At 59.2% G+C, this 23,469-nt stretch carries 24 protein-coding genes; all 24 read left to right on the top strand.

Annotated features, from left to right (window positions below):
- Positions 1-14: 14 nt before the first annotated feature.
- The 24 genes from BMS17_RS06850 to BMS17_RS06735 all read left to right on the top strand — a co-directional run bounded on the left by BMS17_RS06850 (position 15) and on the right by BMS17_RS06735 (position 23,451).
- Positions 15-635 (top strand): pseudaminic acid biosynthesis-associated methylase, encoded by a 621-nt coding sequence (locus tag BMS17_RS06850; protein WP_046032812.1) that lies wholly within the window; start codon positions 15-17, stop codon positions 633-635.
- Entirely contained in the window at positions 632-1,333 is a 702-nt protein-coding gene (gene pseF / locus BMS17_RS06845; protein WP_046032813.1) for a pseudaminic acid cytidylyltransferase, read from the top strand. Before BMS17_RS06850 ends, pseF begins: the two co-directional genes overlap by 4 nt.
- Positions 1,330-2,835: a UDP-2,4-diacetamido-2,4,6-trideoxy-beta-L-altropyranose hydrolase gene (gene pseG, locus BMS17_RS06840; protein ID WP_046032814.1), complete on the top strand. Its 1,506-nt coding sequence runs from the start codon at positions 1,330-1,332 to the stop codon at positions 2,833-2,835. Before pseF ends, pseG begins: the two co-directional genes overlap by 4 nt.
- Complete coding sequence (pseI, locus tag BMS17_RS06835; protein ID WP_046032815.1) at positions 2,828-3,880, top strand: pseudaminic acid synthase; 1,053 nt, start codon at positions 2,828-2,830, stop codon at positions 3,878-3,880. The genes pseG and pseI overlap by 8 nt, the downstream gene beginning before the upstream one ends.
- 229 nt (positions 3,881-4,109) lie before the next feature.
- The gene (locus BMS17_RS06830; protein WP_046032816.1) at positions 4,110-5,036 is read left to right on the top strand and encodes a ketoacyl-ACP synthase III; all 927 of its coding nucleotides are present in this window, start codon (positions 4,110-4,112) and stop codon (positions 5,034-5,036) included.
- A 96-nt stretch (positions 5,037-5,132) separates the two neighbouring features.
- Positions 5,133-6,425, top strand: a complete 1,293-nt coding sequence (locus tag BMS17_RS06825) for a motility associated factor glycosyltransferase family protein (protein WP_046032817.1) — start codon at positions 5,133-5,135, stop codon at positions 6,423-6,425.
- Entirely contained in the window at positions 6,422-6,691 is a 270-nt protein-coding gene (locus BMS17_RS06820) for a hypothetical protein (RefSeq protein WP_046032818.1), read from the top strand. Before BMS17_RS06825 ends, BMS17_RS06820 begins: the two co-directional genes overlap by 4 nt.
- 254 nt (positions 6,692-6,945) lie before the next feature.
- Positions 6,946-7,797 (top strand): flagellin domain-containing protein, encoded by an 852-nt coding sequence (locus tag BMS17_RS06815; protein WP_077430663.1) that lies wholly within the window; start codon positions 6,946-6,948, stop codon positions 7,795-7,797.
- Between the two features lie 74 nt (positions 7,798-7,871).
- Positions 7,872-8,237: a flagellar protein FlaG gene (locus tag BMS17_RS06810; protein ID WP_046032820.1), complete on the top strand. Its 366-nt coding sequence runs from the start codon at positions 7,872-7,874 to the stop codon at positions 8,235-8,237.
- Between the two features lie 82 nt (positions 8,238-8,319).
- Positions 8,320-9,726 (top strand): flagellar filament capping protein FliD, encoded by a 1,407-nt coding sequence (gene fliD / locus BMS17_RS06805; protein ID WP_077430662.1) that lies wholly within the window; start codon positions 8,320-8,322, stop codon positions 9,724-9,726.
- A gap of 127 nt (positions 9,727-9,853) precedes the next feature.
- Entirely contained in the window at positions 9,854-10,249 is a 396-nt protein-coding gene (gene fliS / locus BMS17_RS06800) for a flagellar export chaperone FliS (protein WP_046032822.1), read from the top strand.
- 10 nt (positions 10,250-10,259) lie between these two features.
- Positions 10,260-10,556, top strand: coding sequence for a hypothetical protein (locus BMS17_RS06795; protein ID WP_046032823.1), 297 nt, complete (start codon positions 10,260-10,262; stop codon positions 10,554-10,556).
- A gap of 174 nt (positions 10,557-10,730) precedes the next feature.
- Complete coding sequence (locus BMS17_RS06790; protein WP_046032824.1) at positions 10,731-12,206, top strand: sigma-54 dependent transcriptional regulator; 1,476 nt, start codon at positions 10,731-10,733, stop codon at positions 12,204-12,206.
- 128 nt (positions 12,207-12,334) lie between these two features.
- Positions 12,335-13,540, top strand: coding sequence for a PAS domain-containing sensor histidine kinase (locus tag BMS17_RS06785; RefSeq protein WP_175649013.1), 1,206 nt, complete (start codon positions 12,335-12,337; stop codon positions 13,538-13,540).
- A gap of 5 nt (positions 13,541-13,545) precedes the next feature.
- Entirely contained in the window at positions 13,546-14,931 is a 1,386-nt protein-coding gene (locus BMS17_RS06780; protein WP_046032943.1) for a sigma-54 dependent transcriptional regulator, read from the top strand.
- A gap of 266 nt (positions 14,932-15,197) precedes the next feature.
- A complete protein-coding gene (gene fliE / locus BMS17_RS06775; RefSeq protein WP_008072611.1) occupies positions 15,198-15,527 on the top strand; it encodes a flagellar hook-basal body complex protein FliE in 330 nt (109 codons plus the stop codon).
- 14 nt (positions 15,528-15,541) lie between these two features.
- Positions 15,542-17,329 (top strand): flagellar basal-body MS-ring/collar protein FliF, encoded by a 1,788-nt coding sequence (fliF, locus tag BMS17_RS06770; protein ID WP_046032826.1) that lies wholly within the window; start codon positions 15,542-15,544, stop codon positions 17,327-17,329.
- Positions 17,322-18,341 carry a flagellar motor switch protein FliG gene (gene fliG / locus BMS17_RS06765; protein ID WP_007894195.1) on the top strand — a complete coding sequence of 340 codons (1,020 nt, stop codon included), beginning with the start codon at positions 17,322-17,324 and terminating at the stop codon, positions 18,339-18,341. The genes fliF and fliG overlap by 8 nt, the downstream gene beginning before the upstream one ends.
- Positions 18,342-18,348: 7 nt before the next feature.
- Entirely contained in the window at positions 18,349-19,149 is an 801-nt protein-coding gene (gene fliH / locus BMS17_RS06760; protein ID WP_046032827.1) for a flagellar assembly protein FliH, read from the top strand.
- Positions 19,139-20,497, top strand: coding sequence for a flagellar protein export ATPase FliI (gene fliI, locus BMS17_RS06755; protein ID WP_046032828.1), 1,359 nt, complete (start codon positions 19,139-19,141; stop codon positions 20,495-20,497). Before fliH ends, fliI begins: the two co-directional genes overlap by 11 nt.
- A gap of 6 nt (positions 20,498-20,503) precedes the next feature.
- Entirely contained in the window at positions 20,504-20,953 is a 450-nt protein-coding gene (gene fliJ, locus BMS17_RS06750; RefSeq protein ID WP_046032829.1) for a flagellar export protein FliJ, read from the top strand.
- A gap of 81 nt (positions 20,954-21,034) precedes the next feature.
- The gene (locus tag BMS17_RS06745; RefSeq protein WP_046032830.1) at positions 21,035-21,340 is read left to right on the top strand and encodes an STAS domain-containing protein; all 306 of its coding nucleotides are present in this window, start codon (positions 21,035-21,037) and stop codon (positions 21,338-21,340) included.
- 5 nt (positions 21,341-21,345) lie between these two features.
- Positions 21,346-23,052 (top strand): fused response regulator/phosphatase, encoded by a 1,707-nt coding sequence (locus BMS17_RS06740; protein ID WP_046032831.1) that lies wholly within the window; start codon positions 21,346-21,348, stop codon positions 23,050-23,052.
- Positions 23,053-23,082: 30 nt separating this feature from the next.
- On the top strand, positions 23,083-23,451 hold the full coding sequence (locus tag BMS17_RS06735) for an Hpt domain-containing protein (protein WP_046032832.1): 369 nt from the start codon (positions 23,083-23,085) through the stop codon (positions 23,449-23,451).
- The last annotated feature ends 18 nt before the right edge of the window (positions 23,452-23,469 follow it).

Below are 23,469 nucleotides of genomic sequence, written 5' to 3'. Positions count from 1 at the left end.
GATGAGAATGTGTGATGCGTGGACTGACCGAGCAGGAAAAATTCTGGCAGGGCGATTTTGGTCACCAGTACGTTGACCGCAACGTCGGGCAGCCGCTGGTGGCGGCTAACCTGGCGCTGTTTGCCAAGGCACTGACCCGGGCCGGGCGGATCGACAGCCTGGTGGAGCTGGGCACCAATGCCGGCAACAATTTGCAGGCGCTGCGTCAACTGTTGCCCCGGTGCGAGCTGTTTGGTGTGGAGATCAATGCCGGCGCCTGCACCCAGGCCCAGGCGTTGGACATTGCGCAGATCTGGCATGGATCGCTGTTCGACTTCCCCCGGACACGCCGCTATGACCTGACCTTGAGCAAGGGCGTGCTGATTCACTTGGCGCCCGAGCTGCTGCCCGCCGCCTATGCACAGTTGTATGAACTGAGCGAGCGTTACATCCTGATCGCCGAGTACTACAACCCGGCACCGGTGGAGGTGTCTTATCGCGGCAACAGCGGCAAGCTGTTCAAACGCGATTTCGCCGGTGAAATGCTTGATCGTTACAGCGACCTGCAATTGCTGGACTACGGTTTTGGCTATCATCGCGACCCGCAATTCCCGGTGGATGACATCACTTGGTTTCTTCTGGAAAAACGTCCTTGAACAGCGTCGCGATCATCCCGGCCCGAGGCGGCAGCAAGCGTATCCCGCGCAAGAACCTCAAGCCGTTCGATGGCGTTCCGATGATTGCCCGCTCGATTCAAACAGCGCTCGATTCCGGTTTGTTCACTCAAGTCGTGGTCAGCACTGACGACGAGGAGATTGCCGAGCTGGCCCTGGCGTGCGGCGCTCAGGTGCCATTCATGCGGCCCGTAGAACTGGCTGATGACTACACCGGCACGGCGGCGGTGATTGCTCATGCCTTGCAAGCGTTACAGGGGCTGGATTTTGATTTTGCCTGTTGCATCTACGCCACTGCGCCGCTGCTGCAAGCCCGGTTTTTGCAACAAGGGCTGGCGCTTCTGCAGCAGCACCCGGCCAAGTCTTTCGCGTTTTCGGTGTGCGATTTCGGTTTCCCTGTACAGCGTGCCCTGACTATTGATGATCAGGGGGCCGTGACCGCGTTGTACCCGCAGTTTCGCAATACGCGTTCCCAGGACTTGCCGCCGGCCTATCAGGACGCCGGCCAGTTTTACTGGGGCCGCCGCGAGGCATGGTTGCGGGGCGACACCTTGTACTCGCCACAAAGCCTGCCGGTGATTCTGCCACGCTATCTGGTGCAGGACATCGACACCCCTGAAGACTGGAAACGCGCCGAATATTTGTACGCCGCGTTGAAAGCCGGCGGTGAATTGCAATGAGAGTGCTGATTCGTTCCGACGCCTCGCCGACTATTGGCAGCGGGCATATCGCCCGTTTGTTGCCACTGGCCAGAACCTTGCGCAAGCAGGGGGTGTACGTGGTGTTTGCGTGCCGGCGGCTGCCGGGACATCGGTTGGACATGCTGGCGGGCGAAGGCTTCGAAACCTTTGCGCTGCCCGATCGCTATCCCGATGAAGACCCGCAGCAAGCCATCGAGTCCATGCTGCCGTGGCAGGCCGACATCGACGCGTTGGCGCAGGCGCTGGAAAACCAGCCGGTATTCGACTGGATCGTCGTCGATCACTATGGCCTCGACCATCACTGGCAGCGCGCAGCACGGCGCTGGGCGCCCCGGATTGCGGCCGTGGATGATCTCGCGACGCGCACCTACGATGTCGATCTGCTGCTCAATCAAAACCTGTCCGGTACACCTGAGGCTTACGCCTCGCTGCTATCGCCCGGTTGCCAGGTCTTGCTCGGCCCACGGTTTGCGATGCTGCGCGAAGAATTCAGCTGCCCGGCCATCGAGATCAAACCGCAGGCCAAACGCGTGCTGGTGAACTTCGGTGGTTTCGATGCCGCCCTGCAGACTCACCATGCGATGTTGGCGCTGACGGATTTCCATGACTTGGAAGTCGATTTTGTTGCCGGTGCCGATAACCCGGCCTGGGAGCCAATGCAGGCGCTGGCGGCCAAGCGTCCGAACTGGCGATTGCACAGTTTCGTCAGCGACTTCTATCGGTTGATGACCGAAGCGGACCTGTTTATCGGAGCCGGTGGCGGCACCAGTTGGGAGCGGGCGGCCCTGGGACTGCCGACGATTTGCATTGCCGTGTCGAATAATCAGCAGGCCAACGGCGAGGTGATGGCGACGGCGGGCGCCCATGTCTATCTGGGGCCTCGCGAGCAGGTCAGCGTTGAACAGTTGCGTCAGGCCATTGGCTTTGTCGCTGGCAATCAGGGGCTGCGCCAGAGTCTCGCGCAACATTCCCGGCAACTGGTCGATGGCCGGGGCGCGCAACGCGTGGCTGCCGCATTGGCCGGTGCTGTTTTGCAGATGCGCCCGGCGACACCGGCCGATGCCCGGTTGCTGTTCGAGGGGCGCAATGCCGAGGCCGTGCGACGCTGGTCGCTGGAGACCGGGGTCATCGACTGGCAATCGCATCAAAACTGGCTGACCGCCAGCTTGAGCAACGCCCAGCGCTTGTTGTTGATCGCCGAGGCGGATGACGGCCCGGTGGGTGTGCTGCGATATGACCGGCGCGGCGTTGAAGCCGAAGTCTCGATTTATCTGTTTGAAGGCCGTTTCGGGCTGGGCTGGGGCAGGGCGCTGCTGGCGCGGGGCGAAACGTTTGTGAAAGCCCACTGGCCGCAATTGCAGGTGATTACCGCCCAGGTAGTGCCGACCAATCAGCCGTCGCTGAAAGTCTTTCGCGAAGCCGGTTTTACCCAGAGTGCCTGCGCGTTTACGCGCGTATTGAAGGATCACTGCAATGACTAGTTTCAAGATCGGCAACCGCTTGATCGGTGCGGATGCGCCACCCTTCATCATCGCCGAGATGAGTGGTAACCATAACCAGTCGCTGGACATGGCCTTACGCATCGTCGAAGCGGCGGCCAAGGCCGGCGCCCATGCCTTGAAACTGCAAACCTACACCGCTGAAACCATGACCCTGGATTTATCTGAAGGCGAGTTCTTCATCAAGGATCCAAACAGCCTGTGGGCCGGTTCTTCGTTGTATGCGTTGTACGAGAAGGCGCATACGCCGTGGGAATGGCATGCGCCGATTTTCGCCCGGGCCAAAGAGCTTGGGATGCTGGCCTTCTCCACGCCGTTTGATGACACCGCCGTCGACTTCCTTGAAAGCCTCGATGTGCCAGCGTACAAAATCGCCAGTTTTGAAAACACTGACCTGCCGCTGATTCGCCGGGTCGCCGCCACTGGCAAGCCATTGATCATCTCCACCGGCATGGCCAGCATCGCCGAGCTCGATGAAACCGTGCGTGCCGCCCGCGAGGCCGGTTGCAAGGACCTGATTCTGCTCAAGTGCACCAGCACGTATCCGGCGACCCCGGCCAACAGCAACGTGCGCACGATTCCTCATCTGCGCGAATTGTTCGGTTGCCAGGTCGGTTTGTCCGATCACTCCATGGGTGTCGGGGTGTCCGTGGCGGCGGTGGCGCTGGGGGCGACAGTGGTGGAGAAACATTTCACCCTCGACCGCGCGGCCGGTGGTGTAGACGCGAGTTTCTCGCTGGAACCGGCCGAACTCGAAAGCCTGGTGATCGAAACGGAACGCGCCTGGCAGGCGATGGGGCAGGTGCATTACGGCGTGACTGACGCCGAGCGCAAATCGCTGGTGTACCGCCGATCGCTGTATGTCACCCAGGACATGGCCGCCGGCGAGCCATTCACCACGGCCAACCTGCGAGCCATCCGTCCTGGCCTGGGGCTGGCCCCCAAACACGCTGAAACCCTTCTGGGCCGCCGCGCCCGCCACGCCATCACGCGTGGAACCCCGCTGGATTGGTCGCTGGTCGAATAACAGCTTATCGGGTTGATTCGGCAAATTAGCGTGACCTGCGAGTCATAACGCGCATCTTCACTGTATTGTATTAATCGGGAAGGTGGCGCCTGGCCTGCTTTTTGGCCCAGTGACAGCCTTTTATTCTTCCCGCCGTCGCCTTTTCGGGGCGACGTATTTCTCTGCTTGTCGGCGCCCCTCGAATCATTACGAGCGGTGGTATTGGGCTGTTTATTATTGGGAAGCCGTAATGATTGGCATAAAGAGCATTGCGAGCTACGTTCCTGTAGCCGGCATAGACAATTACGCACAAGGTGCAAAATTCGAGAAGGATGAAGAGTTCATCCTCGGCAAAATCGGTTCGGCTTTCTTGCCGCGCAAAGGCGACGGGCAAGAGACTTCGGACCTGTGCGTCGAAGCTGCCAACGCGCTGTTCGCCAATAACCCTGATTTGAAACGTGAAGCGATCGACGCGCTGATCGTGGTCACCCAGAACGGTGACGAAGAAGGCTTGCCACACACGGCGGCCATCGTTCAGGACAAATTGGGCCTGCCAACGACTGTGGCAGCGTTCGATATTTCCCTGGGCTGCTCCGGCTACGTCTATGGCATCTACGCGATCAAGGGCTTCATGGAAGCTGCGGGCCTAAAGAATGGCTTGCTGATCACCGCCGATCCGTACTCCAAGATCGTCGACCCGGAAGACCGTAACACCACCATGCTGTTCGGTGATGCCGCCACCGCGACCTGGATGGGTGAAAACGCCCCCTGGCAGTTGGGCAAGGCCAAGTTCGGCACCGACGGTGCCGGTGCACCGCACTTGAAAGTGACCGATGGCGTGTTCTTCATGAACGGTCGTCAGGTGTTCAACTTTGCGTTGCTCAAAGTTCCGGCGCATTTGCATGAGCTGCTGACCGATTCGCAACTGACCGCCGACGACATCGATGCCTTCTGCATTCACCAGGGCAGTGCGGCGATTGTCGACGCCGTGGCACGCCGCTTCGAAGGCGAGCCGGAGAAGTTCATCAAGGACATGGTCGAGACCGGCAATACCGTGTCGTCGAGCATTCCGTTGCTGCTGGAAAAACATGTACTGGATTCCAGTTGGAAGCGTGTCGCACTGAGTGGTTTCGGTGTTGGATTGTCATGGGGTTCGGCGATTCTTTATCGCCCGTGACGGCGGCGCTTCAGTCATAGAAAGCCAGACACAAAAATAGCGCTCAAGGTGTAATCTTGAGCGCTATTTTTTTGCCCGAACGAAAAGCGAGGCTGCATGAGCGAGTTCTTTGAGCGCAACGTCGACGTCATCCAGCAGCGTTGGCCGGCACTGGCTGTGCGTTTGCTGGTTGAAGACACGAGCCTGTTGCAGGCTGATCTGGTGGAAGGCCTGGGTTCGACGTTGAGCATCAACGGCATTCAATTGACCAGCCGCCACGATCGCACTCGCGAGGCCAGGGTCCAGGCCGATAGCTTGCCCGTCGACAGTGCGGTGCTGCATGTCTACGGCACCGGGCTTGGCGATCTGCAGGTCGAGTTGCTTGAGCGCGCCAGTCTGCAGCGATTGTATGTGCACATTCTCAATGGCGCGGTGTTTGCGCTGGTGTTGCAGTTGCTCGAACAACATCAATGGCTCAGCGACCCTCGCGTCGAGCTGTTGTATGCCGGCGACCTGGCGGAAATCCAACTGCCGTTTTTTGCCTTGCCGTCCGAGCTGGTGCTGGCGGATGACTTCAATGCCAAGATCCGCGACCGGTTGATCAGCGAAACTCATCTGACGTTCAATAATCGTGAGTTCAACCCGCAGTCGCCTGAGATCATCGAACGCTTGCAGGCCTGTTTGCCGCTCGCGACCGCCGATGCCGACGTGGCTGAACTGTTTGGCTCGCAAGCGGGGCGGGAGGTCTTTGTGATTGCCACCGGCCCAAGCCTGGAGCAGCACTTCGATACGTTGCGTGCGATTCGCGGGCAGGAAGGACGGCCGTTGTTCATTTGCGTCGATACCGCTTACCGACCCTTGCTTAAACACGGGATTCACCCGGATATAGTGGTCAGCATCGATCAACGCATCTCGGCTCGCCATCTGCCTTCTGAAGACTCGGCCGGCATTCGCCTGGTGTACATGCCCATGCTGGACCCGTTGGTACTTCAAGCCTGGCAGGGGGCGCGGTATGCCGCTTACTCCTCCAGCCCGATCTACCAATCGTTGCGCGAACAATTGCCCAAGGGCGAGTTGTATGTCGGTGGCAGCGTGATTCATCCGGCGGCAGACCTGGCGGTGAAAATGGGAGCGGCGCAGATCACGCTGTTTGGCGCCGATTTCGCCTTCCCCGGCGACAAGACCCACGCCGGCTGGAGCGATGGCGATCTGGGGCCGCAATTGGGCGCGGCCAAGCACTGGGTGCTGGATGGTCACGGTCAGCGGATCAAGACGCAGCTCAATTTCCGCAGCTACTTGTGTGAGCTGGAGCGGTTTATTGCCGGCCATCCGCAGGTGCGCTTCTATAACAGCAGCCGGGCAGGGGCGATGATCGTCGGGACCACGTTTCATCCGGAGTTTGCGTCATGAGTGTTCGTGAATCCTTTATTGCCGACGCGCAACACTGCGCCACCTTGTTCCGACTTGGGCGAGATGTCGAAGCCGGGCTGGCGATGACCGACCTGGTCGGTGCGGTCCACCGAGCATTCGATTCGGCGTCGCAGCAAGCGCAGCAGCAGTGGGTATCTCTGCTCGGCCAGCTGTTTGCGTGTCAGGAAGCGCAGAACTGGCTCGCGCTGGCCGATTATCTGGAATACGAACTGGTCGAGTTGTTGACCGAAAGCCTGTCCATTTAAGCAATTTTCTCTTCTTTCGGTGCCGGCGAACGCTCGCCAATCTGTCGCCGACGGTTCCCTGACGTCATTTTTTCGCAATCAAATCGTTGCCAACCCCTTGATTTATGGGGGGTGGCAACGTGATGGCAAATATTTTTGAAAATCCCCTAAAGCAAGTTGCATTGGCGACGATAACTATTACGAAGGTTCTCTAGGCCATACCCGGCGGTTGCCAGGGCCGGAAGCCGCAGTACCCAACCAACGAGGAATTCGTCATGGCTTTAACTGTAAACACCAACACCACGTCGTTGAACGTTCAGAAAAACCTGAACCGCGCTTCCGATGCCCTGTCGACTTCGATGTCCCGCCTGTCTTCCGGCCTGAAAATCAACAGCGCTAAAGATGACGCCGCCGGCCTGCAGATCGCTACCCGTATGACCTCGCAAATCCGCGGTCAGAACATGGCGATCAAAAACGCCAACGACGGTATCTCGATCGCTCAGACCGCTGAAGGCGCGATGCAGGAATCGACCAACATTCTGCAGCGTATGCGTGAACTGGCTGTTCAGGCACGAAACGACTCGAACGGTACTGCTGACCGCGCCGCTCTGAACAAAGAATTCATGGCTCTGTCGGACGAAGTGACTCGTATCGCCCAGTCGACCAACCTGAACGGCAAAAACCTGATCGACGGCACCGCCGGCACCATGACCTTCCAGGTTGGTTCCAACAGCGGTACTGCTAACCAGATCACTCTGACTCTGGCCAGCGGCTTCGACGCAACAACTCTGTCCGTTAACTCGGCTGCCCTGCAGATCACTGGTAACAGCTCGGCTACTGCTCAGGCTTCGTTCACCGCTGCTGTGACCAAGATCGACGCTGCTCTGGCAACCATCAACGCCAGCCGTGCTGACCTGGGTGCTGCACAAAACCGTCTGACCAGCACCATCTCCAACCTGCAGAACATCAACGAAAACGCTGAAGCTGCTCGTGGTCGTGTACAAGACACCGACTTCGCTGCTGAAACTGCACAGCTGACCAAGCAACAAACTCTGCAACAAGCTTCCACCGCAATTCTGGCTCAGGCCAACCAACTGCCGTCGTCTGTACTGAAACTGCTTCAGTAATAGCTGATTGAGTTTTGGCGAGGGGTGCGCGCTGTTGGCGCCCTCTCGCTTTTTCACTTTTAGAGGTGATGGACATGGATATGAGCGTGAAGCTGAACTTGTCTTATCCGGCGGCCAAGCAGGCGACGACCGTTGCCGATAAGCCTGCGGAAAAGCCTCGAGCGGAGCCCGCGAAAGTGGTCGACGTCAAGGGCGCGCGCCAGACTGCCCAGGCTGAACAGGACAAGCTGAAGATGGCTGTCCAGGAAATTGAAAAGTTCGTTCAGTCGGTCAAGCGTAACCTGGAATTCTCGATTGATGAGCCTTCCGGGCAAGTAGTTGTGAAAGTCATTGCCAGTGAGTCGGGTGAGGTGGTTCGCCAGATCCCCAACGAAGAAGTCCTGAAGCTGGCCAATAGTTTGAATGATGCAAGCAGCCTGTTGTTCAGCGCTAAAGCCTGACAGCTGGCACGAATTTTGTTGCTATGTTCTTTTGGGCGTTGTAGTGGTCAAAAGACCGGCGACACACTGAAGGGAGTTCCACATGGCAAGTCCAATTTTACCGGGCACGGGTTTAGGTTCAGGTATTGATACCGGTGCTATCGTCAAGGCCTTGGTGAACGCTGACAAAGCGGCCAAGCAAGGTCAGATTGACCGTGGGACCACTACCAATACCGCGAGCATCTCTGGGATCGGTACCCTGAAGTCGCTGCTGGCCACGTTCCAGAAAGCGCTCGCCGATCTGGGCAGCACGACAACCCCTCAGTTCACGGGGTATGCGGCCACGTCGTCCGACGCCAAGGTGCTGACCGCCACGTCCAGTAACACGGCTGTTGCCGGCAACTACGTCGTCAACGTCACCAGTCTTGCCACTGCGTCCAAAGTAGCCTCTGCGGCATTTGCCGGCGGTGCGACCAGTGCGATCACTCCGGGCACGCTGACCATTACTCAGAACGGCACCAGCTACCCTGTTACCGTCGGTGCCGGCGCCACGCTGCAATCGGTGCGTGACTCGATCAACAGCCAGTACCAGGCCAGTGGTCTGAGCGCCAACATCGTGACCGACAGTTTCGGTTCCCGCCTGGTGTTGGGCTCTACCACGACCGGTGCAGGCTCCGATATCTCTGTCAGCGGTATTGCGGAACTGGCAATCAACGGGTCGCTCCCAATGGGCGCCACCCCGACGGCGACGTCTTCGGGTGCCATTAGTGCCCTTGCCAAGGATGCGGTGTTCTCGGTCGACGGTCTGGCGATGACCAGCAAGTCCAATACCATCGACAAGACGATCTCTGGTCTGAGTCTGAACCTGGTCGCCGTAGGTACATCGACTGTAACCGTCGCTTCCAACAACGATGGTCTGAAAGCGTCGATCCAGAAGTTCGTCGACGCCTACAACGCAGTCGCCAACGCTGTGACCTCGCTGACCAAACCGTCCCTGGACGACGATGGCAAGCCAACCGTACCGGCTGCGCTGACCGGTGACCCGATGCCTCGTGCCCTGTTGGCGGCCATTCGTGGTCCATTGTCCCAGACCGGTGCCGGCGACAAGCTGACTGTTCTGTCGCAGCTGGGGATCAACACCGACCAGAAAACCGGTGCGTTGACCTTTGATGGCACCAAGTTCACCGCTGCCATGAACGACAAGAAGCTTGGTGGCGAGGTTCAGACCCTGTTTACCGGTACTAACGGTCTGCTTGAGCGCATGAACAATGTGATCAAGCCCTACACCGATACCGGTGGCATTATCGACACACGCACTGCCAGCCTGAATAAAACCAAAACCAAGCTGACCGCCGATCAGGCTGATTTGGATCGTCGAGTCGAAACGCTGACCGCTCTATTGACTAAAAAGTACAACGACATGGATTCCCTCGTTGGTAAATTGAAGGCGACAGCCAGCAATATCACCAGCATGTTCGATGCCATGGTTGCTCAGCAGAAGAACTCGTAACACCCAAAACGCCAAAAGCCCGGCAGCGTTTTCAAGCGCTCCGGGCTTTTTGCATTTGAATCTAAAGTTTTTTGACGCGTCGTCGATACACTGGTTAGACGAACACAGAATTTTGATGAGGTACAACATGAATCCAATGTTAGCCCTTCGCCAGTACCAGAAGATTGGCGCTCAAGCGCAAACTTCCGAAGCCAGTCCTCATCGACTGGTGCAGATGCTGATGGAAGGTGGCCTGGATCGTATTGCCCAGGCCAAAGGCGCGATGGAGCGTAAAGACATTCCGAACAAAGGCATTCTGATCGGCAAGGCCATCGGCATCATCGGTGGTTTGCGTGAAGGCCTGGACCTCGAAAACTCCATCGAAACGGTCGGTGAGCTGGACAATCTATACACCTACATGATGAAGCGTCTGGCAGAAGCCAATATTAAGACTGATCCGAAGATTCTCGACGAAGTCTCTGATTTGCTTCGTACTGTCAAAGACGGTTGGGATGGTATTGCCGCACCTGTTCCGCAGTTTTAAGGAGGTCGCCATGAGTCTTGTATTGCAGCGAATCGAACACACCCGCGAAGCCCTGGTCGGTGCATTGGCCGAGCGTAATTGGGAGGCCATCGGTGAGTTGGACCTGGCGTGCCGGTCCTGCATGGAAGACGTCTTGAGTGAAGCGTCGGTGGACGAGGCCGCGTTGCGCGACAATCTTGAGGAGTTGCTGGGGGTGTACAAGCAGCTTCTTGAGGCCGCGACGGGGGAGAGGCAAGCGATAGTCGACGAGATGTCGCAGATCCATCAAGCACAGAACGCGGCAAAGGTTTACCATCTGTTCGGTTAATTAATCCTCAGTTAATCCAATGATAGTGCGCCATAAATTTGACTGTGCACGGTTTTTTGACTTAACTAGTGGCTGGTTCCAGATTTCAGGCGTCTACAGGCAGAATGTGTCTGCAAGCGTCTAGCTTGCCCCATCATTTTTGGGCATTGAGTTGACTAGGGAAGTTGCTATTGCATGTGGCGTGAAACCAAAATTCTGCTGATTGATGACGATAGCGTCCGCCGCCGCGACTTGGCGGTGATTTTAAATTTTCTCGGCGAAGAAAATTTACCCTGTGGTAGCCATGACTGGCAGCAGGCTGTCGGCTCTTTGTCATCAAGTCGTGAAGTGATCTGTGTCCTCATCGGGACGGTCAATGCTCCTGGCGCACTTACGGGCTTGTTAAAGACACTCGCAACCTGGGATGAGTTCCTTCCGGTTTTGTTAATGGGCGATAATTCTTCCGTTGACCTGCCAGAAGACCAGCGTCGCCGGGTACTTTCGACCCTCGAAATGCCACCCAGCTACAGCAAATTGCTCGATTCGCTGCACCGTGCCCAGGTCTATCGCGAGATGTACGACCAGGCTCGCGAGCGCGGTCGTCACCGTGAACCCAATCTGTTCCGCAGCCTTGTCGGCACCAGCCGGGCGATTCAACACGTCCGTCAGATGATGCAGCAAGTGGCCGACACCGACGCCAGCGTGCTGATCCTCGGTGAGTCCGGCACTGGCAAGGAAGTGGTTGCGCGCAACTTGCATTACCACTCCAAGCGCCGTGATGCGCCATTCGTTCCAGTCAACTGTGGGGCGATCCCGGCCGAGTTGCTGGAAAGCGAATTGTTCGGTCATGAGAAAGGTGCCTTCACCGGGGCGATCACCAGCCGTGCCGGGCGTTTCGAACTGGCCAATGGCGGTACGCTGTTCCTCGATGAAATCGGCGACATGCCGCTGCCGATGCAGGTCAAGTTGTTGCGCGTACTGCAGGAACGCACTTTCGAGCGCGTGGGCAGCAACAAGACCCAAAGCGTCGACGTGCGCATCATTGCCGCGACCCACAAGAATCTCGAAAGCATGATCGAGATCGGCACGTTCCGCGAAGACTTGTACTACCGCCTGAATGTGTTCCCGATCGAAATGGCGCCGCTGCGCGAACGCGTCGAAGACATTCCGTTGCTGATGAACGAGTTGATCTCGCGCATGGAGCACGAGAAGCGCGGTTCGATCCGTTTCAACTCCGCCGCGATCATGTCGCTGTGCCGTCACGGTTGGCCGGGCAACGTCCGCGAGCTCGCCAACCTGGTGGAGCGTATGGCGATCATGCATCCGTACGGGGTAATCGGCGTCGTCGAGTTGCCGAAGAAATTCCGCTACGTCGATGACGAAGACGAGCAACTGGTCGACAGCTTGCGCAGCGAGCTTGAAGAGCGGGTGGCCATCAACGGTCATACCCCGGACTTCACCGCCAATGCCATGCTGCCGCCGGAAGGCCTGGACCTGAAGGACTACCTCGGTGGTCTGGAGCAGGGCCTGATTCAGCAGGCGCTGGATGATGCCAATGGCATCGTTGCTCGCGCGGCTGAACGCCTGCGTATTCGTCGCACCACGCTGGTGGAAAAGATGCGCAAGTACGGCATGAGCCGTCGTGACGGTGATGAACAGGCGGATGATTGACGCCTGTTTTTCAAGTCCTTCATATTTGGGCGGTTTTTTTTAGGCACGGGTATTGCTAAGTCCCTCGCAACGTTCCGTTTAACTGACGGTCAGCCAAGCGAGAGAGCACGATGCCCCAAGCCGCCCAGATGTCTCCTGTCCCTGACACCTCGGGGCAACTGTCGTCCGTAGAGCAGGCAAACCGGCCAGGCCTTGAGCAGGCCTTTGCACTGTTCAGTCAGATGTCGAGCCAATTGACCGATTCCTACAGCATGCTTGAAGCTCGGGTCACTGAGCTCAAGGGCGAGCTGGCCGTGGTCAGTGCCCAGCGCATGCAAGAGCTGGCGGAAAAAGAACGCCTGGCTAATCGTCTGCAAAACCTCCTCGATCTATTGCCCGGCGGCGTCATCGTTATCGATGCCCAAGGCATCGTGCGCGAAGCCAACCCGGCGGCTTGCGAATTGCTTGGGTTGCCTCTGGAAGGAGAGCTGTGGCGCCATGTCATCGCCCGTTGCTTCGCGCCTCGCGAAGACGACGGTCACGAAGTTTCGCTAAAGGACGGTCGCCGTCTGTCGATCGCCACTCGCTCGCTTGATGCTGAGCCGGGGCAGTTGGTGTTGCTCAACGACCTGACTGAAACCCGCCACCTGCAAGATCAACTGGCCCGTCATGAGCGATTGTCTTCCCTGGGTCGAATGGTTGCCTCGCTGGCTCATCAAATTCGTACGCCGTTGTCGGCCGCTCTGCTTTACGCCAGTCACTTGACTGAGCAGGAACTCCCCGTCGCCACGCAGCAACGTTTTGCCGGTCGCCTGAAAGAGCGCTTGCATGAGTTGGAGCATCAGGTTCGCGACATGCTGGTGTTCGCGCGTGGGGAGTTACCGTTGACCGATCGCCTCACGCCCGGGCAGCTGATGCGGTCGCTGCAAGCGGCGGCATTGACCCATGTTCAGGATTTGCCGGTGCGTTGGCAGTGCGACAGTCACGCCGGAGAGTTGCTGTGCAATCGCGACACGCTGATTGGGGCGATCCTCAATCTGATCGAGAATGCGATTCAGGCCAGTACCGGCGATGTCCGTTTGAAGGTTCATTTTTATACCCGTGAAAACAACCTGCGCGTGTGCGTCAGCGACAGTGGCAGTGGCATCGACAGCAAAGTGCTGGCGCGTCTGGGGGAGCCGTTCTTTACCACCAAGACCACCGGAACCGGCCTGGGCCTGACCGTGGTCAAGGCGGTAGCGCGTGCGCATCAGGGAGAATTGCAGCTGCACTCGCGGCCCGGGCGCGGCACGTGTGCGCAAGTGATCCTGCCGCTGTTCTCGGGTGAAAAGCGCAATGCTCAGGGAGCGAAGTGAAGGGCATGACAATCAAGGTTCTGCTGGTCGAAGATGACCGCGCGCTGCGCGAAGCGTTGGCCGATACGCTGATGTTGGCGGGTCACGACTACAAGGCAGTCGGCTCGGCCGAGGATGCGTTGGCGGCTGTGGCTGTCGAGGCGTTCAATCTGGTCATCAGTGACGTCAACATGCCGGGCATGGACGGGCATCAACTGCTTGGCTTGCTTCGGGCGCGTCAGCCGCAATTGCCGGTGTTGCTGATGACGGCCCATGGCGCCGTCGAGCGGGCGGTCGATGCAATGCGCCAGGGCGCGGCGGATTATTTGGTCAAGCCGTTCGAACCCAAGGCATTGCTTGATTTGGTGGCGCGGCATGCGCTGGGCAATCTCGGTACGGCCGAGGGCGAAGGCCCGGTGGCGTTCGAGCCGGCCAGTGCGCAGTTGCTGGAGTTGGCCGCCAGAGTGGCGCGCAGTGATTCCACGGTGTTGATCTCTGGCGAGTCGGGCACGGGTAAAGAAGTGTTGGCGCGCTACATTCACCAGCATTCCCATCGCGCCAGTCAGCCGTTCATTGCGATCAACTGTGCGGCGATTCCCGACAACATGCTCGAAGCCACGTTGTTCGGTCACGAAAAAGGTTCGTTCACTGGCGCCATCGCGGCGCAGGCTGGCAAGTTCGAACAGGCTGACGGCGGCACGATTCTGCTCGACGAAATTTCCGAAATGCCCCTTGGGCTTCAAGCCAAGTTGCTGCGTGTTTTGCAGGAGCGCGAAGTCGAGCGGGTGGGTGCACGCAAAACGATCACGCTCGACATCCGAGTGGTGGCCACCACCAACCGGGATCTGGCCGGTGAGGTGGCGGCGGGGCGTTTTCGTGAAGACCTTTACTATCGGCTGTCGGTGTTTCCGCTGGCCTGGCGTCCGCTGCGCGAACGCACCGCCGACATCCTGCCGCTGGCCGAGCGCCTTCTGGCCAAGCACGTCAATAAAATGAAGCATGCCGCGGCGAAGCTGTCGCCCGAGGCGCAGGCCTGCCTGATGGGATATCCGTGGCCGGGCAACGTGCGGGAGCTGGATAATGCGATCCAGCGTGCCTTGATTTTGCAGCAGGGTGGTTTGATTCAGCCGCAGGATTTCTGCCTGTCCGGGCCGGTCGCCTGCGCGCCGTTGCCTGCAATGGCGCCGGTGCAGGTGCGTGCGGTGGAGGTTGATGCTGAATCGGCTGGCGCTTTGGGTGATGACCTGCGTCGCCGTGAGTACCAGATGATCGTCGACACCTTGCGTTCCGAGCGCGGCCGTCGCAAAGAGGCCGCCGAACGACTGGGCATCAGCCCGCGCACCTTGCGCTACAAGCTGGCGCAGATGCGCGACGCCGGCATGGACGTCGAAGCTTACTTGTTCGCCACCTGATCCCTGTAGCAGCTGGCGAAGCCTGCGTCCGGCTGCGTAGCAGTCGTAAAGCCTGAGTACTCGATTTTCCTGAAACACCGCATTGACTGATTTTACGACTGCTGCGCAGCCGGACGCAGGCTGCGCCAGCTGCTACAGATAGCGTTACAGGTTGTGAGGATGCGGTTTTGTTTGGAGTGGCCACGGAGCTGGCACCCTTGTTGCTAACACCTCACTACCCGCCGAGTGAGTGTCAAAAAATTGCGGGTCGCCAATGAGAGTAGACCATGAGCCAAGGTATTGAATTTAATCGGTTGATGCTGGATATGCGTTCCATGCAAATGGATGCCATGTCTGCGCCGAAATCGACTGCCGCAGTCCCTGAATTGGGTGGCAGCAGCTTTTCCGACATGCTCGGTCAGGCCGTCAATAAAGTGAACGACACCCAGCAGGCGTCCAATCAGTTGGCCAGTGCCTTCGAGATCGGCAAGAGCGGCGTCGACCTGACGGACGTCATGATTTCCTCGCAGAAGGCCAGCGTGTCTTTCCAGGCGTTGACGCAAGTGCGCAACAAGCTGGTTCAGGCTTACCAAGACATCATGCAGATGCCGGTTTAAGGACGAATTGAGTCATGGCAGAAGCAGTCGCCGATAACGTTCCGGCCAAGGTCACTCCAATAGACGGCAAACCGCCGCTGTTCGGGTTGTCCTTCCTGGAAAACCTCTCCGAGATGACCATGTTGCGTCAGGTAGGCCTGTTGGTCGGCCTGGCTGCGAGCGTGGCGATTGGTTTTGCCGTCGTGCTGTGGTCTCAGCAGCCGGACTACCGGCCTCTGTACGGCAGCCTTGCCGGTATGGACGCCAAGCAGGTCATGGACACCCTGGCCTCCGCCGATATTCCTTATACCGTTGAACCCAATTCCGGTGCCTTGCTGGTCAAGGCCGATGACCTGTCCCGTGCGCGCCTCAAGCTCGCGGCCGCTGGTGTCACTCCCAGTGATGGCAATATCGGCTTTGAAATCCTCGACAAGGATCAGGGGCTCGGGACCAGCCAGTTCATGGAAGCGACCCGTTATCGTCGCGGCCTCGAAGGCGAACTGGCACGTACCATTTCCAGCCTGAACAACGTTAAGGGTGCCCGCGTGCACCTGGCGATTCCGAAGAGTTCGGTGTTCGTGCGTGACGAACGCAAGCCGAGCGCTTCGGTTCTTGTTGAACTGTACAGCGGTCGTTCGCTGGAGCCGGGCCAAGTCGTCGCGATCATCAATCTGGTGGCGACCTCCGTTCCCGAATTGAGCAAGTCGCAGATCACCGTCGTCGACCAGAAAGGCAACCTGCTGTCGGATCAGGCGGAGAACTCCGAACTGACGATGGCCGGCAAGCAATTCGATTACAGCCGCCGCATGGAAACCATGCTGACCCAGCGCGTGCACAACATCCTGCAGCCGGTGCTGGGCAATGATCGCTATAAAGCCGAAGTGTCGGCCGACGTCGATTTCAGTGCCGTCGAGTCGACCTCCGAGCAGTTCAACCCGGATCAACCGGCGCTGCGCAGCGAGCAGTCGGTCAACGAACAACGCACCGCCAGCAATGGCCCGCAAGGTGTGCCGGGTGCCCTGAGCAACCAGCCGCCGTCGCCAGCCTCGGCACCGCAAACCACTGGTGGCACGACCGCCTCGGCCGGCATGGTGCAGCCAGGCCAGCCGTTGATCGATGCCAACGGCCAGCAAATCATGGATCCTGCCACCGGTCAGCCAATGCTGGCGCCGTACCCGGCAGACAAGCGTCAACAATCCACCAAGAACTTCGAGCTCGACCGCTCCATCAGTCACACCAAGCAACAGCAGGGTCGATTGAATCGCCTGTCGGTGTCGGTGGTGGTGGACGATCAGGTCAAGGTCAATGCCGCCAACGGCGAAACCACCCGTGCGCCGTGGAGTGCCGACGAATTGGCGCGCTTCACTCGCCTGGTGCAGGACGCCGTCGGTTTCGACGCCAGCCGTGGCGACAGCGTCAGCGTGATCAACATGCCGTTCTCCGCAGAACGCGGTGAAGTGATTGCCGATATTCCGTTCTACTCGCAGCCGTGGTTCTGGGACATCGTCAAGCAAGTGATGGGTGTCTTGTTCATCCTCGTGCTGGTGTTCGGCGTACTGCGTCCGGTGCTCAACAACATCACCGGTGGCGGCAAAGACAAGCAACTGGCTGGCTTGGGCAGCGACGGAGAACTCGGTGGCATGGGCGGCCTGGACGGCGAACTGGCCAACGATCGCGTCAGCCTCGGTGGCCCGCAAAGCATCCTGCTGCCGAGCCCGAGCGAAGGCTATGACGCACAGTTGAATGCAATCAAGAGTCTGGTGGCAGAAGACCCGGGTCGCGTGGCCCAGGTCGTGAAAGAGTGGATTAACGCAGATGAGTGATAACCGAGCCGTTGCCGCCAAACTGACCAAGGTCGACAAAGCCGCGATTCTGCTGCTGTCCCTCGGTTCGACCGATGCTGCCCAGGTGTTGCGCCACATGGGGCCTAAAGAGGTTCAGCGTGTGGGTGTGGCGATGGCCCAGATGGGCAACGTGCACCGCGAGCAAGTCGAACAGGTCATGAGCGAGTTCGTCGACATCGTCGGCGACCAGACCAGCCTGGGCGTCGGCTCCGACGACTACGTGCGCAAAATGCTCACCCAGGCACTGGGCGAAGACAAGGCCAACGGCCTGATCGATCGCATCCTGCTGGGTGGCAACACCAGTGGCCTCGACAGCCTGAAGTGGATGGAACCGCGCGCCGTCGCCGACGTGATCCGTTACGAGCACCCGCAGATCCAGGCGATCGTGGTGGCGTATCTCGACCCGGATCAGGCTGGCGAAGTGCTGGGTAACTTCGACCACAAGGTACGACTGGACATCATTCTGCGAGTCTCCTCGCTGAACACTGTGCAGCCGGCGGCCCTGAAGGAACTCAACCAGATTCTCGAGAAGCAGTTCTCCGGCAACTCGAATGCCTCGCGCACCACCCTGGGTGGTATCAAGCGCGCGGCCGACATCATGAACTTCCTCGACAGCTCGATCGAAGGTCAGCTGATGGACTCGATCCGCGAAGTCGACGAAGACCTGTCCGGTCAGATCGAAGACCTCATGTTCGTGTTCAACAACCTGTCCGATGTCGACGACCGCGGCATTCAGGCGTTGCTGCGCGAAGTGTCCTCCGACGTGCTGGTGCTGGCCCTCAAGGGTTCGGACGAAGGCGTCAAGGAAAAGATCTTCAAGAACATGTCCAAACGGGCGGCCGAACTGTTGCGCGACGACCTCGAGGCCAAAGGCCCGGTGCGCGTCAGCGACGTGGAAACCGCGCAGAAAGAAATCCTCACCATTGCCCGCCGTATGGCCGAAGCCGGAGAAATCGTTCTCGGCGGGAAGGGCGGCGAAGAGATGATCTAAGGTCACTATGTCGTCCAAACATGATGAGTCCCAGACCGACCTGATTCGCGGTAAGCACGTTGCCGGTTTCGACGTCTGGGCGCTGCCCAGTTTCGACCCTTTCGTCCCGGAGCCCGAGCCAGAACCTGAGCCCGAGCCACCGGAGATGGAAGAAGTGCCGCTGGAAGAAGTCCAGCCACTGACCCTCGAAGAGCTCGAAGCCATTCGCCAGGAGGCCTACAACGAAGGCTTCGCCGTTGGCGAGAAAGAAGGTTTCCACAGCACCACGCTCAAGGTCCGTCAGGAAGCCGAAGCGGCCCTGGCGCCGAAAATCGCCGGGCTGGAGCAACTGATGGTCAACCTGTTCGAGCCCATCGCCGAGCAGGACACCCAGATTGAAAAATCGCTGGTCGACCTCGTGCAGCACATCACCAAACAGGTGATCCAGCGCGAATTGGCCATCGATTCGACACAGATCGAACACGTCATGCGTGAAGCGCTCAAGCTCCTGCCATTGGGCGTGGGTAACGTGCGCTTGTACATCAACCCGCAAGACTTCGAACAAGTCAAAGCTCTGCGCGAACGCCATGAAGAAACCTGGCGCATCGTCGAAGACGAGTCGCTGTTGCCTGGCGGTTGCCGCGTCGAGACTGAACACAGCCGCATCGATGCCACCGTCGAAACCCGCGTTGCCCAAGTCATGGCCAAGTTGCTCGATCAACTGCACGATCAGGCGTTGCACCCGTCTGCGCCGGATCTGAGCCTGGACGTTCCGGTCGACGAAAAACCTGTTGCCGAGCCGACACTGGACGACCCCGATGCGCCTTGATCGCACCAGCTTCGCCAAGCGCCTGGGCGGTTACGCCGAGGCCACGGAGCTTGCCGGCGCGCCGATCCTGGAAGGCCGTTTGTTGCGCATGGTCGGCCTGACCCTCGAAGCCGAAGGGCTACGGGCGGCCATGGGCAGCCGCTGCATGGTCATCAACGACGACACGTATCACCCGGTGCAGGTCGAAGCCGAGGTCATGGGCTTCTCCGGCAGCAAAGTTTTCCTGATGCCGGTCGGCAGCGTTGCCGGTATTGCGCCCGGTGCCCGCGTGGTTCCCCTGGCCGATACCGGTCGCTTGCCGATGGGCATGAGCATGCTCGGGCGGGTGCTTGATGGCGCCGGCCGCGCGCTCGACGGCAAGGGCGGGATGAAAGCCGAAGACTGGGTGCCGATGGACGGCCCCACGATCAACCCGCTCAAGCGCGAGCCGATCAGCGAACCGCTGGACGTCGGCATTCGTACCATCAACGGTTTGTTGACGGTCGGTCGCGGCCAGCGGCTCGGGTTGTTCGCCGGTACCGGCGTCGGTAAGTCGGTGCTGTTGGGCATGATGACGCGCTTCACCGAGGCCGACATCATCGTCGTCGGGCTGATCGGTGAGCGGGGTCGCGAAGTTAAGGAATTCATCGAGCACATCCTCGGTGAAGAAGGGCTCAAGCGTTCCGTGGTGGTGGCGTCGCCTGCGGACGATGCACCGCTGATGCGTCTGCGCGCAGCGATGTACTGCACGCGCATCGCTGAATATTTCCGCGACAAGGGCAAGAACGTCCTGCTGCTCATGGACTCCCTGACCCGTTTTGCCCAGGCCCAGCGGGAAATCGCCCTGGCCATCGGCGAACCACCTGCCACCAAGGGGTATCCGCCGTCCGTGTTCGCCAAGTTGCCAAAACTGGTGGAGCGGGCCGGTAACGCCGAGAAGGGCGGAGGTTCGATCACCGCGTTCTACACGGTGTTGTCCGAAGGCGATGACCAGCAGGACCCGATTGCCGATGCCGCGCGAGGCGTGCTCGACGGGCACATCGTGTTGTCCCGGCGCCTGGCCGAGGAAGGGCATTACCCGGCCATCGATATCGAGGCGTCCATCAGCCGGGTCATGCCGTCCGTGGTCAGCCCGGAACACATGACCCGTGCGCAAATGTTCAAGCAATACTGGTCACGCTATCAGCAGAGTCGCGATCTGATCAGCGTCGGCGCCTATGTGCCGGGCGGCGATCGTGAAACCGACACCGCGATCTCCCTCCAGCCGGCCATGGTCACTTACCTGCGTCAGGGGTTGAACGACAACATTGGCATGGGCGCCAGCGTCAACCATCTCGCCTCCGTCTTTGCCCCGGCAGCGGGCGGCTAACCGACCATGGCCCTGAGTCGAGCCGCGCGCCTGGCGCCGGTGGTGGAAATGGCCGAAAAGGCCGAGAAAACCGCCGTCATGCGCCTCGGGCACTTTCAGGGTCAGGTTCGCGTGGCGGAAAGCAAACTCGCCGACCTCGAAGCCTTCCGCCTTGAATACCAGGAACAATGGATCGTGCGCGGCAGCAGTGGCGTTTCTGGCCAATGGCTGCTGGGCTATCAGGGCTTTCTGGCGCAACTCGGTACGGCCATCGATCAGCAGCGACAGAGCCTGAACTGGCATCAAAACAACCTGAGCAAAGCGCGCGATTCCTGGCAGCAGGCGTTCGCGCGGGTTGAAGGCTTGCGCAAACTTGTACAACGTTACATGGACGAGGCGCGGCAGTTGGAGGACAAGCGCGAGCAGAGATTGCTGGATGAGCTGTCCCAGCGCTTGCCGCGTCAGAATCCGTATTGAACAATCGCTGCGCCTTGCTCCCCTCTCTACCAAGTGCTAAACCTTGTACAGCACGCTACCCCATGACAAGGAAGCCGTTAAATGTCAGTCATCTCAGAAGTGTCCAAAGATGGGCAAAAACTGACGATTTCGATCAAGGGACGATTCGATTTCGCCAAGCATCAGGAGTTTCGTGAGTCTTACGAAAATCTTCAGCCAAAACCTGAATCCTTCGAAGTCAATCTGAAGGACGCCACCTATCTCGACAGTTCGGCGCTCGGCATGCTGTTGCTGTTGCGAGATCACGCTGGCGGCGAGAATGCGGAAATCAAGTTGACCAACGCGAATTCCGATGTGCGAAAAATTCTCGCCATCTCCAACTTTGAACAGATTTTCGACGTAGCGTGACCGCTATGTCTCCATCGCTCGCCCCCCTGACGATCCTCATCGCCGAAGACAGCGCGGCCGATCGCATGCTGCTGTCGACTATCGTCCGTCGCCAGGGCCATGAGGTGCTGACGGCTGCCAATGGCGCCGAAGCGGTCGATGCATTTCGTGAACAGCGACCGCAACTGGTCTTGATGGACGCCATGATGCCGGTGATGGACGGTTTCGAGGCGGCGCGCCAGATCAAACTGTTGGCCGGGGAAACCCTGGTGCCGATCATCTTTCTGACGTCGCTCACCGAAAGTGAAGCCTTGGCCCGATGCCTGGAGGCCGGCGGTGACGACTTTTTGGCAAAGCCCTACAACCCGGTCATTCTCGCCGCCAAGATCAACGCGATGGATCGCTTGCGCCGCTTGCAGGCGACGGTGCTGCAACAGCGCGACCTGATCGCCAAACATCACGATTATTTGCTCAATGAGCAGCGGGTGGCGAAGGCGGTGTTCGACAAAGTGGCGCATTCGGGCTGTCTGAATGCGCCGAACATCCGCTACCTGCAATCACCCTATGCGCTGTTCAACGGTGATCTGCTGTTAGCGGCCTTCACCCCGGCCGGCGACATGCACGTGCTGCTGGGGGATTTCACCGGCCATGGCTTGCCGGCGGCCGTGGGCGCCATGCCGCTGGCGGAAGTGTTCTACGGCATGACCGCCAAGGGCTACGGGCTGGCCGAAACCCTGCGTGAAATGAACGCCAAGCTTAAACGCATTCTGCCGGTGGACATGTTCTGTTGCGCAACGCTGCTGTGTTTGAGTTTTCAGCGCCGCTCGGTGGAGGTCTGGAATGGCGGAATGCCGGACGGCTACCTGCATGCCATCGCCACGGGGGAGCGCAAGCCATTGAAAGCGCGCCACCTGCCGCTGGGGGTGCTGAGTCCGCAAACCTTCGATGACCGCACCGAAGTGTTTCCGATGGCGGTCGGGGATCGCGTGTTTCTGCTGTCCGACGGGGTCATCGACACCTGCGATAGCCACGAACAATTGTTTGGCGTGGACCGGTTGCAGCAGGTGTTTGCAGCCAATCGTCAGCCTGACCTGCTGTTTGAGGAAATCGAACAGGCCTTGCGCGATTTCGGTGGCCAGGCCCGTGATGACGTGAGTATGGTCGAGGTCAGTCTGCTGGAGGCGGCGCAACTGAGCCCGCCGGCACTGGTGTATTCCGACAGTGGTCAGTCCTGCCCGCTGGACTGGTCGGTGAGTTTCGAGTTTCGTGCGGCCACCCTCAAGCGTTTCAACCCGCTGCCATACCTCTTGCAGTTGTTGCTTGAGGTTCATGGGCTGCGGGCTCAAAGTGGCGCGCTTCACAGCGTGCTCGCCGAGCTGTATTCCAATGCCCTGGAGCACGGCGTGCTGGGGCTGGATTCAAGCCTCAAGCGTGATTCGTCGGGGTTCGCGCGCTATTATCTTCAGCGAAATGAGCGGCTGGAGGCACTGCAGGACGGCTATGTGCGGGTGCATTTGCAAGTGGTGCCCGAAGGCGAGGGCGGTCGGCTGATTGTTCGGGTTGAGGACAGCGGTATCGGTTTTGATGTGGATCGGGTGCTGGAGCGACCGCTTGATGGTATCCGTCTGTCGGGTCGTGGCATCAGTCTTATCCGCCAGTTGAGCCGTAACGCGAGCTGGTCTGACGATGGTCGAAGTGCGCGCGTGGAGTTTCTCTGGGAGGCTCTGGCATAATTCACCCATTCTTGATCAAGGAGTGAGCAAGTGGCTGACGAACATCTGGACCGAAACGTGCTGAGCGCGTTGCAAGAGGTCATGGAACAAGACTATCCCGAATTGCTGGATACGTTCCTTCGCGATTCAGAAGAGCGTTTGCTTCTGCTGAAAAAGGCTGGCGATGCCGCGCAGCTCGTGGAAACCGCCCATAGCTTCAAGGGCAGCAGCAGCAACATGGGCGCCGTTCGCCTGGCTGAGTTGTGCGGTGACCTTGAACGGCGTGCCAAGCAAGAAAGCCCCGAAGTCATTGGGAATCTGGTGGAGAAAATTGAGGCTGAATTCGCCATCGTCCGAGTGCTTTACGGGGCGGAAAAGCAACGCTCTCTGGCTGGGCTATCCAGCCACTCGACGTTTTAAACATTATTCTGGCAATTC

This window comes from Pseudomonas sp. C9 (assembly GCF_002000165.1).
Taxonomy (GTDB): domain Bacteria; phylum Pseudomonadota; class Gammaproteobacteria; order Pseudomonadales; family Pseudomonadaceae; genus Aquipseudomonas.
This window is presented reverse-complemented; position numbering and strand designations above follow the sequence as displayed.